Source organism: Agilicoccus flavus (genome assembly GCF_014857905.1).
Lineage (GTDB): Bacteria > Actinomycetota > Actinomycetes > Actinomycetales > Dermatophilaceae > Agilicoccus > Agilicoccus flavus.
On the sequence record NZ_JACYXE010000003.1, the window covers coordinates 142,248 to 156,443 of the forward strand.

Below are 14,196 nucleotides of genomic sequence, written 5' to 3' on the forward strand. Positions count from 1 at the left end.
GCTCAGGCGGGGAACTGGCCCCGCTTGACCCGCGGCCGCGGGATGCGGCCGGGTCGGATCTGCATCGCGCGCGAGATGACGTACCACAGGGACCCGCGCTCCGGCTCCCCGAACCGGGCCCTGAGCCTCTTCTTTAGGCCGAACCAGAGGACCGTCACGTCGAGGATCGCGACGAGCAGCGCGCCGTAGACGAGGGAGTACCCGATGGCGATCGCGTTCGGGACGAGGCTGATCGGCAGGCCGATGATCATGATCGGCAGGAGGAACTCGGCGACGTTCCACCGCGCGTCGATGTAGTCGCGGATGTAGGCGCGCTGGGGGCCGCGGTCTCGGGCGGGCAGGGCCCACTCCTCCCCGGCGGCCATCGCCTCGCGCAGCCGCAGCCGCTGCTCGCGCTCCTGCTCGCGGGACCGGGCCTGCGCGGCCTTGCGGTCCGCGGGCACGAGCGGGCGACGGCGGGCGGCCTCGGCCTCCCGGCGGGAGGGGGTGGGGCGGTTCTTGGCCCCCGGCCGCACAGCGTGTGAGCCGTGGGTCTGCGGGGTCTCGCCCGTGGCCGCCGTCACTTCGTCCTTCTTGCGCCTGAACACCCGCCCTACTCTAAGCCACCTGGGTGATCGGCCCGGCCCACCACCGGGCCCGCCCGGCGTCGCCGGCCCGTCCCGTCCGCGCCCGTAACCTGGGCGCCATGACCGACCGCCGCGCCCCTGCCGACGCCCACGACGCGACCCCGCCGGCCCAGCCGGTCGGGGGTGAGCCCCGGCCCGACCTCGCCGCCATCGTCGCGGACCTCATGCCCTCGGTGCTCGCCGACCTCGTCTCGTTGGCCCGGATCCCGAGCGTCTCGCTGCCCGCCTTCGACCCCGGGCACGTGCGCGCGAGCGCGGACCGGACCGCCGAGCTGCTCGCCGCCGCGGGTGCGCGGGTGGAGGTCGTCACCGCCGGTGGGCACCCGGCGGTCATCGGACGCGTCGAGGGCCCGCCCGGCGCGCCGACCGTCCTGCTCTACGCCCACCACGACGTCCAGCCGCCCGGCGACGACGCCGACTGGGACACCCCCGTCTGGGAGCCCACCCGTGTCGGCGACCGCCTCTACGGGCGGGGCACGGCCGACGACAAGGCCGGGATCCTCGCGCACGTCGCGGCCCTGCGGGCCCACGGCGGCCGCCCGCCCGTCAACGTCGTCGTCTTCGTCGAGGGCGAGGAGGAGGCGGGGTCGGCGTCGTTGCCTGCCCTGCTCGCGGAGCATCGTGACGCGCTCGCCTGCGACGCCCTCGTCATCGCCGACTCCGCCAACTGGGCGATCGGCACCCCGGCGCTGACGACCACCCTGCGCGGCAACGTCCGCGCGGTGGTCACGGTGCGGGCCCTCTCCCACGGCGTCCACTCGGGCATGTTCGGCGGCGTCGTCCCGGACGCCGTCACCGCCATGTGCCGCCTGCTCGCGACCCTGCACGACGACGCCGGATCGGTGGCCGTCGCCGGCCTGGAGAGCAGCGACGAGACCACCGTCGACCACGACGAGGCCCAGCTGCGCGCCGACGCCGGAGCGCTGCCGGGGGTCGACCTCATCGGCCGGGGCAGCACCACGTCGCGGCTGTGGACCCAGCCCGCCCTCACGGTCATCGGCATCGACGCCCCGAGCGTCGACGAGGCGGCCAACCTGCTCAGCCCGGCCTGTCGGGCGAAGTTGTCCATGCGGATCGCGCCGGGTCAGGACCCCGACGAGGCGATGCGCCTGCTCGCCGCGCACCTGAGCGCGCACGCGCCGTGGGGCGTCCACGTCGAGGTCGAGCCGGAGGACTCCGGAGCCGGCTTCGTCACCGCCACCGACGGCCCCTACGTCGAGGCGGCCCGGGCCGCGTTCGCGCAGGCGTGGGGGACCGACCCCGTCGACGTCGGCATCGGAGGGTCGATCCCGTTCATCTCCGAGTTCGCGGAGGCGTTCCCCGGCGCGGCGATCCTCGTCACGGGCGTGGAGGACCCCGACACGCGGGCCCACGGCGCGAACGAGAGCCTGCACGTGCCCGAGTTCGAGAAGGTGTGCCTCGCCGAGGCGCTCCTGCTGCAGCGGCTCGGCGAGACGCGGCCGCGCGGCTGACCGGCCGGGTGGGTCCGCCGTGGGCGCGTCGCGCCGAGGCGCGGGCGGCGGGAGCGGGCCGGAACGGCCGGTCCCGAGTGCCCCGAGGCCGCGCCCACCTCGGCACGTGCCCCCTTGGCACAATGCGGGGATGCGAGTCCTCGTCTGCCCCCGCAGCTTCGCGGGCACGCTCACCGCGGTCCAGGCCGCCCAGGCCATCGCGGCCGGCTGGTCGGAGGCGGCCCCGGACGACGAGATGACCCTGGCGCCGCTGTCGGGAGGCGGCCCCGGTTTCGTCGGTGTCGTGGAGGCCGCCCTGTCCGGCATGGTCGTCGCGACCACGGTGGCCGACCCCCTCGGCCGGGACGTCCCGGCCAGCCTGCTGCGCGTCGACTCCGGCGGGGTGCGGACCGTCTACGTCGAGGCCGCGCAGGCCGCCGGCCTGCACCTGCTGGCCGCCCACGAGCGCGACCCCGAGCGGACCGGCACGTACGGCGTCGGCCAACTCGTCGACGCGGCGCTCGCCGAGGGGGCCGACCGGATCGTGGTCGGCGTCGGCGGCACCGCCACGAACGACGCGGGAGCCGGGATGCTCGCCGCGCTCGGTCTCGAGGACCCCGCCCTGCGCGGCGGTGGGGCCGCGCTCGCCGCCCTCGGCGACGAGTCCCTCGTCGGCCTGCGCGAGCTGCGTGCCCGGGTCCACGGCGTCGATCTGGTGGTGGCGGTCGACGACCAGGCGCCGCTGCTCGGGTTCTCGGGCACGAGCGCGACGCACGCCGTCGCGAAGGGCGCGTCCCCGGAGGCCGCGCAACGCCTCGAGCGCGCCCTCGGACGGTTCGTCGACGTCGCCGACCGCGCGCTCCCGCCCGCCACCGACCTCCTCACCGGACTGCCCCGCCGACCCGAGCGGGAACCGGGAGCGGGGGCCGGGGGAGGGCTCGCCTACGGGCTGGGCCTGCTCGGGGCCCGGCGCGCCTCCGCGGTCGACGTCGTGCTCGAGGCGTGCGGGATGGACGAACGGCTGGCCCGGACCGACCTCGTCGTGACCGGTGAGGGCTGCTTCGACCACGCCTCCCTGCGTGACAGCGTCGTCTCGGGGGTGTCCGCCGCCGCGGCCCGTCGCGGACTGCCCGTCGTCGTCCTCGCCGGCCGGGTCGAGGTCGGGCGACGCGAGTCGATGTCCATCGGGGTCGCCGGCACCTACGCGGTCGCCGCTCGTCCCGGCGAGGTGGAGGCGTCGATGGCCGACCCCGTGGGGACCCTGCGCGCCCGGGCCCGGCGTCTCGCCCGCACGTGGTCCCCCCGGTGAGCGGGGCGTAACCTGTCGGGATCGGGGCCGGATCCTGTGGACCGGGACCGAGCGGGAAGAAACTCGGCACCGGTCGCCGTTGACCACGACGCACGGACCGAGTGCGCCGGCACGCGGGCGGACCCGACCCGACAGACGACGCTCGACGACGAAGGACGAGGATCCATGACCGTTCAGGACGACACCACGACCACCACGGCGGCCCAGAGCTCCGACTCCCACGCCCACGGCGTGCTGCTCACCGACGTCGCCGCCGGCAAGGTGAAGAGCCTGCTGGAGCAGGAGGGCCGCGACGACCTGCGGCTGCGCGTCGGGGTCCAGCCCGGCGGCTGCTCCGGCCTCATCTACCAGCTCTACTTCGACGAGCGGCAGCTCGACGGCGACGCCACGCGCGACTTCGGCGGCGTCGAGGTCATCGTCGACCGCATGAGCGCCCCGTACCTCGAGGGCGCGACGATCGACTTCTCGGACACCATCGAGAAGCAGGGCTTCACCATCGACAACCCCAACGCCGGCAGCTCCTGCGCGTGCGGGGACTCCTTCAGCTGATTCCGGCTGATCCGGCCCGGCCGCCGGCCCTGATCGGGCCACCGGACGTGGTCCGGTGCCGGCACGGCACGGCATGCCCGCGGACGGCGGGGCCCCACGAGCATCGGGGCCCCGCCGTCCGCGCCTGCGAGCGGTCGGGACCGGTCGAGTAGGTTGGGCGGGTGAAGATCGCCGTCTCCGGGTCCATCGCGACCGACCACCTCATGACCTTCGCGGGCCGGTTCGCCGACTCGCTGCTCGCCGAACAGCTCGACAAGGTGTCGCTGTCGTTCCTCGCGGACGACCTCGACATCCGGCGTGGCGGGGTGGCCGGTAACATCACGTTCGGCATGGGGGTCCTCGGTCTGTCGCCCATCCTCGTCGGTGCGGCCGGGGAGGACTGGTCCGACTACCACAGCTGGCTCGACCGGCACGGCGTCGACTGCCGGCACGTGCACGTCTCGAACACCGCCCACACCGCGCGGTTCGTGTGCACCACCGACCGCGACCTGGCGCAGATCGCCACCTTCTACCCCGGGGCCATGAGTGAGGCCCGCGAGATCGAGCTCGCCCCGATCGCCGAGCGCGTCGGCGGCCTCGACCTCGTCGTCGTCGCCCCCAACGACCCGTCGGCCATGGTGCGCCACGCGCAGGAGAGCCGGGATCGCGGCTACGCCTTCGCCGCCGACCCGTCCCAGCAGCTCGCCTTCATGGAGGGCCCGGAGATCCGCCGGGTCGTCGACGGTGCCGCCTACCTGTTCACCAACGAATACGAGTCGCACCTCATCGAGGCGAAGACGGGCTGGGACGCCGCGGAGCTCGCCTCGCGCGTCGGCGTCCGCGTGACCACACGCGGCAAGGACGGCGCGACCATCTACGCCCCGGGTGCCGAACCCGTCCACGTGCCCGCGGTCCCCACCACGCGGATCGCGGACCCGACGGGGGTCGGCGACGCCTTCCGCGCCGGTTTCCTCGCGGGCCTGACCTGGGGTCTGAGCCACGAGCGGTGTGCCCAGATCGGGTCCACCCTGGCGACGTTCACCCTCGAGACGGTCGGGACCCAGGAGTACGAGGACGCCCTGCCCGGTTTCCTGACCCGCCTGCGATCCGCTTACGGGCCCGCCGCGGCCGACGAGGTGGCCGGCCTCCTGCCCGCCGCCCTCACCGTGGCCTGAGGGCCCGAGGCACGAGGGCTCGACGGCCACGCCGCCGGCACACGACATCGACACCCCCGCTCCCGACGACACGGACGACGCCGCCATGTCCGACACGCCGACGTCCGACAGGCCGACGTCCGACACGCCGACGCCCGACACGCCGACGGGGTCACGGTTCGCTCTCGATCCGGTGGAGCCGCCGCCGTCGCGCTGGCAGTTCGCGGTGCCCGCGTCGACCGGCGGGCCCGACCTCGTCGCGGTCGGCGGCGATCTCGCGCCGGGAACCGTCCTCGCCGCCTACCGGGCCGGGCTGTTCCCGATGGGCACCGGGCCGGGAGGGCGCCCGCCGACGGGATGGTGGTCCCCGGACCCCCGAGGCGTCCTCGTGCCCGGCGAACTGCGGGTCAGCCGATCGCTGCGCAGGGCGGTCCGACGCTTCGACGTCACGGTCGACGAGTCGTTCTCCGAGGTCGTCACCGCCTGCGCGGATCCCGGCCGCGACGGCGCGTGGATCACCCGCGAGATCCACGACGCCTACGTCGAACTGCACCGGCTGGGTTGGGCCCACTCCGTCGAGGTGCGCGACCCCGCCGGCGACCTCGTCGGCGGCCTCTACGGGCTCGCCCTGGGCGGCCTGTTCGCGGGGGAGTCGATGTTCCATCGCGTCACCGACGCCTCGAAGGTCGCGCTCGTCGCCCTCTGCCGGATCGTCGCGGACGACGGCGACCCGGCCCGCCTCGTCGACGTCCAGTGGCTGACCGACCACCTCGCGTCGCTGGGGGCCCGCGAGATCCCGCGCTCCGAGTACGTGCGTGCGGTGCGGAGGGCGACCCCGCTGGTCAGCCCGGCCGGATTCGCCCGCCGGGCGCCGGTCGACGACCCGGGGGCGGGGCCCGCCGGGCCCACCGGGGAACGTCGCGGCACGCCGCTTCGTTGACCTGCGCCCCGCCCGCGTCGGGGCCGACGAAGGGACTATGCTGACTGCGTACGTCCCTGGTTGCAGTGACTCTCGTCACCGACGCGCATGTCGGACTGTGTCCGGCCCCTCTCGGCGGTCGATCCGTCGAGGAGGAACTGCCTCGGTCGTCGTGATCCGCCGACAACCACGTCATGAACGGAAGGCAGCACCTTGCGTCAGCACCTCGTCCCACCGGCCTCGATCCGCCATCGGCGGAGCCGGAACCTCGGTCTGGTCGGCGTCGGCGCTCTCGCGCTGCTGGCCCTCACCGGCTGCAAGGGTGACGTCGCGCACGGCTGGCTGCCGTACGGCGCCACCACCGGCGCCGACCGCGTCAGCTCGCTCTGGGTGGGCATGTGGATCGCGGCCTGGGCCGTCGGCGCCCTCGTCTGGGGGCTGATCATCTACTGCATGGTCCGGTTCCGTCGCCGCAAGGGTGACGTGGGGCTGCCCGAGCAGCTGCGCTACAACGTGCCGATCGAGGTCCTCTACACGATCGTGCCGATCATGATGGTCGGCGTCATCTTCTTCTTCACCGAGCGCGACCAGAGCGCCCTGCTCGACGTGAGCCAGAAGCCCGACGTCACGGTCAACGTCGTCGGCAAGCAGTGGAGCTGGGACTTCAACTACGTCGAGGGCCAGGTCTGGGACTCCGGGGTGCAGGCCCAGCTCACGGGCAAGGAGGGCGTGCAGAACACCCTCCCGACGCTGGTCCTCCCCGAGAACCAGCGGGTCGAGTTCGTGCTCACGGCCCGCGACGTCATCCACTCGTTTTGGGTCCCGGCGTTCCAGCAGAAGCTGGACATGATCCCCGGCCAGGTCAACCGCTTCCAGGTCACCACCCGTGACCGGGGCACGTTCCAGGGCAAGTGCGCGGAGCTGTGCGGCGCCTACCACGCGACGATGTTGTTCAACGTCAAGGTCGTCTCCAACGAGGAGTACCAGGCCCACCTGCAGCGTCTGCGGGACGCCGGCCAGACCGGGATGCTGGACAACAGCCTCTCCCGGGCCGGCCTCGAGCCGGGTCAGAAGATCGAGCAACAGTACGTTCCCAACGCGAAGGCGAGCAACTGATGGCGACTATCGCACCCCCCGCCTCACATACCGAGCGCGGAGAACACCGGCGCCCGCCGCAGTCCAAGGGCAAGCGGTTCGTCAAGGTCATCACGACGACCGACCACAAGGTCATCGGCAACCTCTACTTCGTCACGTCGATGTTCTTCTTCGCCATCGGCGGTCTGCTCGCGCTGATCATCCGCGCCGAGCTGTTCGCGCCGGGCCTGCAGGTCGTGGACAACCTGGAGCAGTTCAACCAGATGTTCACGATGCACGGCTCCATCATGCTGCTGCTCTTCGCCACCCCGCTGTTCGCGGGCTTCGCGAACGCGTTGCTGCCGCTGCAGATCGGCGCGCCGGACGTCGCGTTCCCGCGGCTCAACATGCTGGCCTACTGGCTCTACCTCTTCGGGGGGCTCATGGCCACGGCCGGGTTCCTCGTCCCGGGCGGCGCGGCCTCCTTCGGGTGGTTCGCCTACGCCCCGCTGTCGAACGCGACCTTCACGCCCAGCCTCGGCGGGGACCTGTGGATCCTCGGCTTCGGCCTCACCGGTTTCGGCACGATCATGGGTGCCGTCAACTTCATCACGACCATCGTCTGCATGCGCTGCCCGGGCATGACGATGTTCCGGATGCCCATCTTCAGCTGGACGATCCTCGTCACGTCGATCCTCGTCCTCATGGCGTTCCCGGTGCTCACCGCGGCCTTCATGGGCATCGCGGGTGACCGCCTCTTCGGGATGCACATCTACGATCCGCAGAACAGCGGGCCGATGCTCTACCAGCACCTGTTCTGGTTCTTCGGCCACCCCGAGGTGTACATCATCGCGCTGCCCTTCTTCGGCATCGTCAGCGAGATCCTCCCGGTGTTCTCCCGCAAGCCGATCTTCGGGTACAAGACGCTGATCTTCGCGACCATCGCCATCGCGGCGCTCTCGGTCACGGTGTGGGCCCACCACATGTACGTCACCGGTCAGGTGCTCCTGCCGTTCTTCGCCATCATGACGATGCTCATCGCGGTCCCGACCGGCGTGAAGTTCTTCAACTGGGTCGGCACCATGTGGGGCGGTTCACTCACCTTCGAGACCCCGATGGTGTGGACGATCGGCTTCCTCGTCACGTTCCTCTTCGGTGGACTCACCGGCGTCATCCTCGCGAGCCCCGCCCTCGACTTCCACCTGTCGGACACATACTTCGTGGTCGCGCACTTCCACTACACGGTCTTCGGCACGGTCGTCTTCGCGATGTTCGCGGGCTACTACTTCTGGTGGCCCAAGCTCACCGGCAAGATGCTCGACGAGAAGCTCGGCATGATCCACTTCTGGATGCTGTTCATCGGCTTCCACGGCACGTTCCTCATCCAGCACGTGCTGGGCATGCAGAACATGCCGCGCCGCTACGGCGACTACCTCGTCGAGGACGACGTCCAGCTCCTCAACCAGGTCTCGACGCTCTTCGCCTTCCTCCTCGGCGCCTCCCTGCTGCCCTTCTTCTACAACGTGTGGAAGACGTGGCGGAAGGCCCCCATGGTCAACACCGACGACCCCTGGGGTTACGGCGCCTCGCTCGAGTGGGCCACCTCGTGCCCGCCGCCGCGGCACAACTTCGACAGCATCCCGCGGATCCGCTCGGAGCGGCCGGCGTTCGACCTCAACCACCCCGAGGTCGCGGCGTACGACAGCCCCAAGCCCGACCAGGGCGTGCTCGACCAGCTGTACGGTGAGCCCGATCTGCAGGGTTCCCCCGAGACGAAGGGAGACCGTCGGTGAAGGTCTCGAGTGGTCTGTTCCTCGCCGGCGTGATCGCCTTCACTCCCGTCGCGATCATCTACGGCTTCTGGTCGAACGCGGTGGACGGCCGGCCCGAGCCGGTCGGCGTCGTCTGCCTCGCCCTGCTCGCGGTGATGTCCGGCATGATCGGCGTCTACATCCGCGCGACCGGCAAGCGTCTCGACGTCAGCCCGTCGGACGTGCCCGACGGCGACATCGACCAGGCCGCGGGCGACTACGGCTTCTTCAGCCCGTACAGCTGGTGGCCGCTCCCGCTGGGGCTGGCCGCGCTCATGCTGTTCCTCGGGCTGGCCATCGGTTGGTGGGTCTTCGTCGTCGGCGCCATCTTCGGCATCGTCGCTCTCGTCGGCTGGGCCTTCGAGTACTTCACCGGCGACTTCGCCTGAGCCGCACCAGTTTTCGCGCAACGCCCGCCCCCGATCGACCGTTTGGGGCGGGCGTTTCGCATGCGCGTTCAGGTTGTTCGGACCTGACGCCGCTACTCTGGGAGAGAGAACGTGTGATCGGGGCGGGGGACGTCTCCGACGGGTGACAGCCAGGGAGCTCGAAGTGGACCACAAGGTGACGGGTGCAGCCGGGGGGCCGACCGCCAAGACAGTCCTGTCCATGTCGACCCTTCTCGTCGTCGCGCTCGGCCTGTCGGGATGCCAGAACGCCGGTCCGGGCACCGCCCTGGTCGGTGACGGCGCGCAGCCCGAGGCCTCCACCCCGGCCACGCCGCCCGTGTCGTTCACGACCTCCGTTCGGGCGGGAGCCAAGGACGTGCGCCCCGACGCCGTCGTCACGGTCGGAGCGGCCGGGGGCGAGCTGCATGCCGTCCAGCTGCGCGGAGGGGGCAAGGAGCTGCGTGGCAAGTCGGTCGACGGCACCTGGCGTCTCGCGGACGTGCTCGCGCCCGGCACCCCGTACCAGCTGACGATGACCGGCACCAACGAGGCCGGCCAGGAGACCAAGAAGGTCATCTCCTTCTCCACCCTCACGCCCAAGGTGGAGGCCACCTACCGGGTCACGCCCGACAAGGAGACGGTCGGCGTCGGCATGCCGGTCATGGTCACCTTCGACAGTGCGGTCAAGACGCCCGCCATGCGTGCCGCGGTCGAGAAGCGGCTGAGCATCAAGACGACCCCCGCCCAGCAGGGCTCATGGGGATGGCTCTCCAGCAACCAGGTGATGTGGCGGCCCGCCACGTACTGGAAGCCCAACACCAAGGTCGCCGTCAACGCGCCGCTCAAGGGGGTGCAGACCGGCGAGGGCAAGTGGGTGACCGAGAACAAGGGAGCATCGTTCACCATCGCTCCGCGGGCCCGGATCAGCACCGTCGACATCGGCAACCACGTCATGACGGTCCGCGAGAACGGGAAGACGGTCGCCACCTACCCGGTGAGCAACGGCCGTCCCGAGAAGAACTACCCGACCCGCACCGGCACCAAGGTCATCACCGAGAAGCGCGCCTTCATGGTCATGGACGCCGCGAGCCTCGGCGTCCCCGAGGACGACCCCAACTACTACCGCACCGAGGTCAACTGGGCCATGCGGGTGACGAACACGGGGGAGTTCCTGCACTCCGCCCCATGGTCGGTCTGGGCCCAGGGGAACAAGAACGTCTCCCACGGGTGCGTCAACATGGGCCCGTCGGCCGCCAAGAAGATGTTCAAGGCGAGCCTCGTGGGTGACGTCGTCGACTTCGTCAACGGGTCCCGGAAGATGAAGCCCGGCGACGGCCTGTCGGTGTGGCTGTTCTCGTTCCCGGAGTGGAAGGCCAAGAGCGCCGTGTCGACGGCCCTGAAGCCGGCCGCCACCCCGACGCCGGGTGCGACCCCCAAGCCGGGCACGGCCCCGACGAAGCCCCGCACCGCGACGGCCACGGCCACGCCGACCCCGGGTCAGGCCGCCACGACGCGCCCGGCGACGCCTCCCGCGCGCACCTCCGCTTCGGCGTCACCGACCCCCTGATCGCACGCCGCCGGCCGGGTCATCCCCAGCCGAGCTCGTGGAGGCGGTCCTCCTCGATGCCGAGGTGGTGGGCCATCTCGTGCACGATCGTCACGGCGATCTCGTGCCGGAGTTCGTCGAGGTCACGGAACGCCCGGGTCAGCGGCCCGCGGAAGAGCAGGATGCGGTCGGGGAGCCTCGGCGCCCCCCAGTCGCTGTAGCGCTGGGTCAGGGGAGTGCCCTCGTACAGCCCGAGCAACTCACCCTGGCCGTCCGCCGGCTCGTCCTCGACGAAGAACGCGACGTTGTCGAGCATGTCGAGCATGGGGGCCGGCACCTCGTCGAGCGCCTCGCCGACCAGATCCTCGAACTCCTCACGGGACACATCCCTGCTGTCCATGCCCGGTCCTCCTTTCCGTGTCACCCGGCTCACTGCCTCGACCCGTGTCGGTCTGCAAACCTCGGGCGCCGGGCCCACGAACGACGAAGCGGCCCGGACGTGAACGTCCGGGCCGCTTGCGTCGATGACCCCCGGGTCAGTGACCCGCGGAGTGCGAACCGCTTCCGACGGCCTCGCGGTGGCCGCCTTCGATGGCCTCGTGCCCGTGGCCGTCGTGGTGGGCCGCGGCGACCTCGCCCGGGGTCACCGGGGGGATCCGGTCGGAGAAGTAGAACCGCGACCAGGCCGCGCGCCGCTTCTCGCTCTTCGCGGTCGGGCTCTTGACGCCGCGGGCGTCCTCGCCCGAGGTGAGCTCGAGCGGCTTGGGCGCGTCGTAGTCGACGAGGTTCCACATCGTGTACTTGTCGATCGGCTCGTGGGCCTCGTAGAAGCGCCCGTCCGGGGTGGCCACGATGCGGCCGGACTCGCGACCGTGCAGGGCCAACTCCCGGTCCTGACGCTGCAGCGACAGGCAGATCCGCTTCGTGACGATGAACGCGATGATCGGGCCGAGGAAGAACAGCACCTGCAGGACGCGGGTGATGTCGTTGATCGACAGCCCCATCTTGATGGCCATGAGGTCGTTGCCCGCGGCCAGGAACATCACCAGATAGCAGGTGATGGCAGCCATCCCGATGGCGGTGCGGGTCGGGGTGTTGCGGGGACGGTCGAGCAGGTGGTGCTCGCGCTTGTCGCCCGTGACCCAGGCTTCGAGGAACGGGTAGGCGCCCATGAGACCGAACGCGACCGGCAGGAGGACGATCGACCCGAGCGCAAGGTTGAGGCTCAGCGTGTAGCCGAGGGCCGAGAACTCCAGCCACCCCGGCAGCAGTCGCAGCGCGCCGTCGGCGAAGCCCATGTACCAGTCGGGCTGGGAGTCGGCGGTGACCAGTGACGGGTCGTACGGGCCGTACATCCACACCGGGTTGATCGTCACCAGCGCCGAGGTGAGGGCGATGATGCCGAACACGATGAAGAAGAAGCCACCCGCCTTGGCGGCGTACACCGGCATGACCGGGAAACCGACGACGTTCTCGTTGGTCCGGCCGGGCCCGGGGTACTGCGTGTGCTTGGTCACGACGACGAGCACGAGGTGCGCGGCGACCAGCCCGACGAGGATCGCCGGCACGAGCAGCACGTGCGCGATGTAGAGGCGGGGGATGATCGCCTCACCGGGGAACGCGCCGTCGAAGATGAAGTAGGCGAGGTAGGAGCCGATGATCGGGGCCGACTGGACGAAGCCCTCCATCACTCGGATGCCGGTGCCCGAGAGCAGGTCGTCGGGGAGCGAGTAGCCGGCGAAGCCCTCGATGCAGGCCAGCAGCAGCAGGATGGTGCCGATGACCCAGTTGATCTCGCGCGGCTTGCGGAACGCGCCGGTGAAGAAGATGCGGCACGCGTGCAGACCGACCGCCGCGATGAAGAAGTTCGCGGACCAGTGGTGGATCTGCCGGATGAGCAGCCCGCCCTTGACATCGAACGAGATGTCGAGCGTCGACTTGTAGGCCTCGCTCATGTGGATGCCGTTGAGCCCGATGTAGGAGCCCGTGTACTCGACGTGGCCCGCGCTGGGGATGAACCAGAGGGTCAGGAACACGCCGGTGAGCAGCGCGACGACCATCGAGTACATCGCGACCTCACCGAGCATGAAGCTCCAGTGGTCGGGGAAGACCTTGTGCATGAGGTAGCGGACGGGCTTCGCGAGCCCGGTGCGGTCGTCGAACCAGCCGAGGACGCCACCGATCTTCTTGGCGGCGGGGCTCGGGGCCGGTCGGGGCCCGCGGTCGGCCACGGGGGCCGACTCGCCGTGGGCGGTGGTGCTCATGAACGCTCCCAGTAGCTCGGACCGACGGGTTCCATGAAGCCCTGTGTCGAGACGAGGTACCCCTCGTCGTCGACCGTGATCTTCAGCTGCGGCAGGGGCCGCTTGGCGGGGCCGAAGATGACCTTGCAGTCCTGCGTCACGTCGAACGTCGACTGGTGGCAGGGGCAGAGCAGGTGGTGCGTCTGCTGCTCGTAGAGGCCCACGGGGCAGCCGGCGTGCGTGCAGATCTTGTTGTACGCGACGATGCCCTGGTAGCCCCAGTCACGCGCCTTCTGCGACTGGAACTGGCTCGGGTCGAGACGCATGAGGAGCACGACGGCCTTGGCCTTCCGCTCGAGGACGCCGAGGTCCTCGTCGTTGCGGGTCTCGGAGTCGGGGCGCCCGTGGACGGTCTCGCCGTCGATGCCCTCAGGGAGGACGTGGAAGACGGAGCCCAGGGTGACCTCGTCGGCCCGGATGGGCGTCATCTCCGGGTCGCGCACCAGTCGCATGCCGCCCTTCCAGAAGGTCTCGGCGAGCTGGCTGCCGGGGACCGGGCCGAGGCCACCGAGGACCTGCAGGAGCGGGGGGACGGCGAACAGGCCGAGGGCCGTACCACCGAGGACCCCGATCATCGGGCGGCGACCGAGCTGAGCCTTCTCACCGCCGTCGGCGAGGGTGTCGACGAAGCCCTCGCGGTCGGCGGGCGCCGCGTGGATCGGGTGGCGCTCCTCGATGCTCTCGTGGTCAGGCATGAGCGTCTTGGCCCAGTGGACCGCGCCGAGGCCGATACCGAGCAGGCTGAGGGCCATCGTGACGCCGAGGAGGACGTGCAGCACGCTGACGTGCCCGAAGAACGGGAAGAACGTCATCGCCTCGATGTCGATCGCGAAGTACGCGATGACGAACCCGAGCGTGCCGAGGATCGACAGCGTGAACAGGGCCAGCACCTGCCGCTCGGCGCGCTTGGCCGCCTTGGGGTCGACGTCCGCGTGGCGCGGCTGGTGCGGCGGGAGACCGGGGTTCTCGAAGCGGTCGGGCACGTTCCCGCTGCCGGCCACGTGTCCGTGCTCGAGGCTCACCGCGGTGCCCCCGGACGGGGACTCATGGCCGTGGGCCGGCCGGTTGTCGTTGTCGTTCATCGTG

General features: G+C 71.1%; 13 protein-coding genes. 9 read left to right on the forward strand and 4 right to left on the reverse strand.

Features of this window, described 5'->3' with window-relative positions; all coding sequences use genetic code 11:
• Positions 1-2: 2 nt before the first annotated feature.
• Positions 3-587, reverse strand: a complete 585-nt coding sequence (locus ICW24_RS06470) for a DUF3043 domain-containing protein (RefSeq protein ID WP_226344902.1) — start codon at positions 585-587, stop codon at positions 3-5.
• A 98-nt stretch (positions 588-685) separates the two neighbouring features.
• On the opposite strand from ICW24_RS06470, the gene ICW24_RS06475 reads away from it, so the two are divergent.
• From ICW24_RS06475 to ICW24_RS06515, 9 genes are all read left to right on the forward strand, one after another.
• The gene (locus ICW24_RS06475) at positions 686-2,098 is read left to right on the forward strand and encodes a dipeptidase (RefSeq protein ID WP_226344903.1); all 1,413 of its coding nucleotides are present in this window, start codon (positions 686-688) and stop codon (positions 2,096-2,098) included.
• A gap of 130 nt (positions 2,099-2,228) precedes the next feature.
• A complete protein-coding gene (locus ICW24_RS06480; RefSeq protein WP_226344904.1) occupies positions 2,229-3,386 on the forward strand; it encodes a glycerate kinase family protein in 1,158 nt (385 codons plus the stop codon).
• Between the two features lie 165 nt (positions 3,387-3,551).
• Positions 3,552-3,935 carry a HesB/IscA family protein gene (locus ICW24_RS06485; RefSeq protein ID WP_226344905.1) on the forward strand — a complete coding sequence of 128 codons (384 nt, stop codon included), beginning with the start codon at positions 3,552-3,554 and terminating at the stop codon, positions 3,933-3,935.
• Between the two features lie 161 nt (positions 3,936-4,096).
• Positions 4,097-5,089: a carbohydrate kinase family protein gene (locus tag ICW24_RS06490; protein WP_226344906.1), complete on the forward strand. Its 993-nt coding sequence runs from the start codon at positions 4,097-4,099 to the stop codon at positions 5,087-5,089.
• A gap of 85 nt (positions 5,090-5,174) precedes the next feature.
• Complete coding sequence (gene aat, locus ICW24_RS06495; RefSeq protein WP_226344907.1) at positions 5,175-6,008, forward strand: leucyl/phenylalanyl-tRNA--protein transferase; 834 nt, start codon at positions 5,175-5,177, stop codon at positions 6,006-6,008.
• 192 nt (positions 6,009-6,200) lie between these two features.
• Entirely contained in the window at positions 6,201-7,103 is a 903-nt protein-coding gene (gene ctaC / locus ICW24_RS06500; protein WP_226344908.1) for an aa3-type cytochrome oxidase subunit II, read from the forward strand.
• Positions 7,103-8,854, forward strand: coding sequence for an aa3-type cytochrome oxidase subunit I (gene ctaD / locus ICW24_RS06505; RefSeq protein ID WP_226344909.1), 1,752 nt, complete (start codon positions 7,103-7,105; stop codon positions 8,852-8,854). Before ctaC ends, ctaD begins: the two co-directional genes overlap by 1 nt.
• Positions 8,851-9,261, forward strand: coding sequence for a cytochrome c oxidase subunit 4 (locus tag ICW24_RS06510; protein WP_226344910.1), 411 nt, complete (start codon positions 8,851-8,853; stop codon positions 9,259-9,261). The genes ctaD and ICW24_RS06510 overlap by 4 nt, the downstream gene beginning before the upstream one ends.
• 220 nt (positions 9,262-9,481) lie before the next feature.
• Complete coding sequence (locus ICW24_RS06515; protein WP_226344911.1) at positions 9,482-10,828, forward strand: L,D-transpeptidase; 1,347 nt, start codon at positions 9,482-9,484, stop codon at positions 10,826-10,828.
• A gap of 19 nt (positions 10,829-10,847) precedes the next feature.
• Here the strand turns inward: ICW24_RS06515 and ICW24_RS06520 are convergent, their stop codons facing one another.
• From ICW24_RS06520 to qcrA, 3 genes are all read right to left on the reverse strand, one after another.
• Complete coding sequence (locus ICW24_RS06520) at positions 10,848-11,207, reverse strand: metallopeptidase family protein (RefSeq protein WP_226344912.1); 360 nt, start codon at positions 11,205-11,207, stop codon at positions 10,848-10,850.
• A gap of 136 nt (positions 11,208-11,343) precedes the next feature.
• Complete coding sequence (gene qcrB, locus ICW24_RS06525; RefSeq protein WP_226344913.1) at positions 11,344-13,071, reverse strand: cytochrome bc1 complex cytochrome b subunit; 1,728 nt, start codon at positions 13,069-13,071, stop codon at positions 11,344-11,346.
• Entirely contained in the window at positions 13,068-14,192 is a 1,125-nt protein-coding gene (gene qcrA, locus ICW24_RS06530; RefSeq protein ID WP_226344914.1) for a cytochrome bc1 complex Rieske iron-sulfur subunit, read from the reverse strand. The genes qcrB and qcrA overlap by 4 nt, the downstream gene beginning before the upstream one ends.
• Positions 14,193-14,196: the final 4 nt, after the last annotated feature.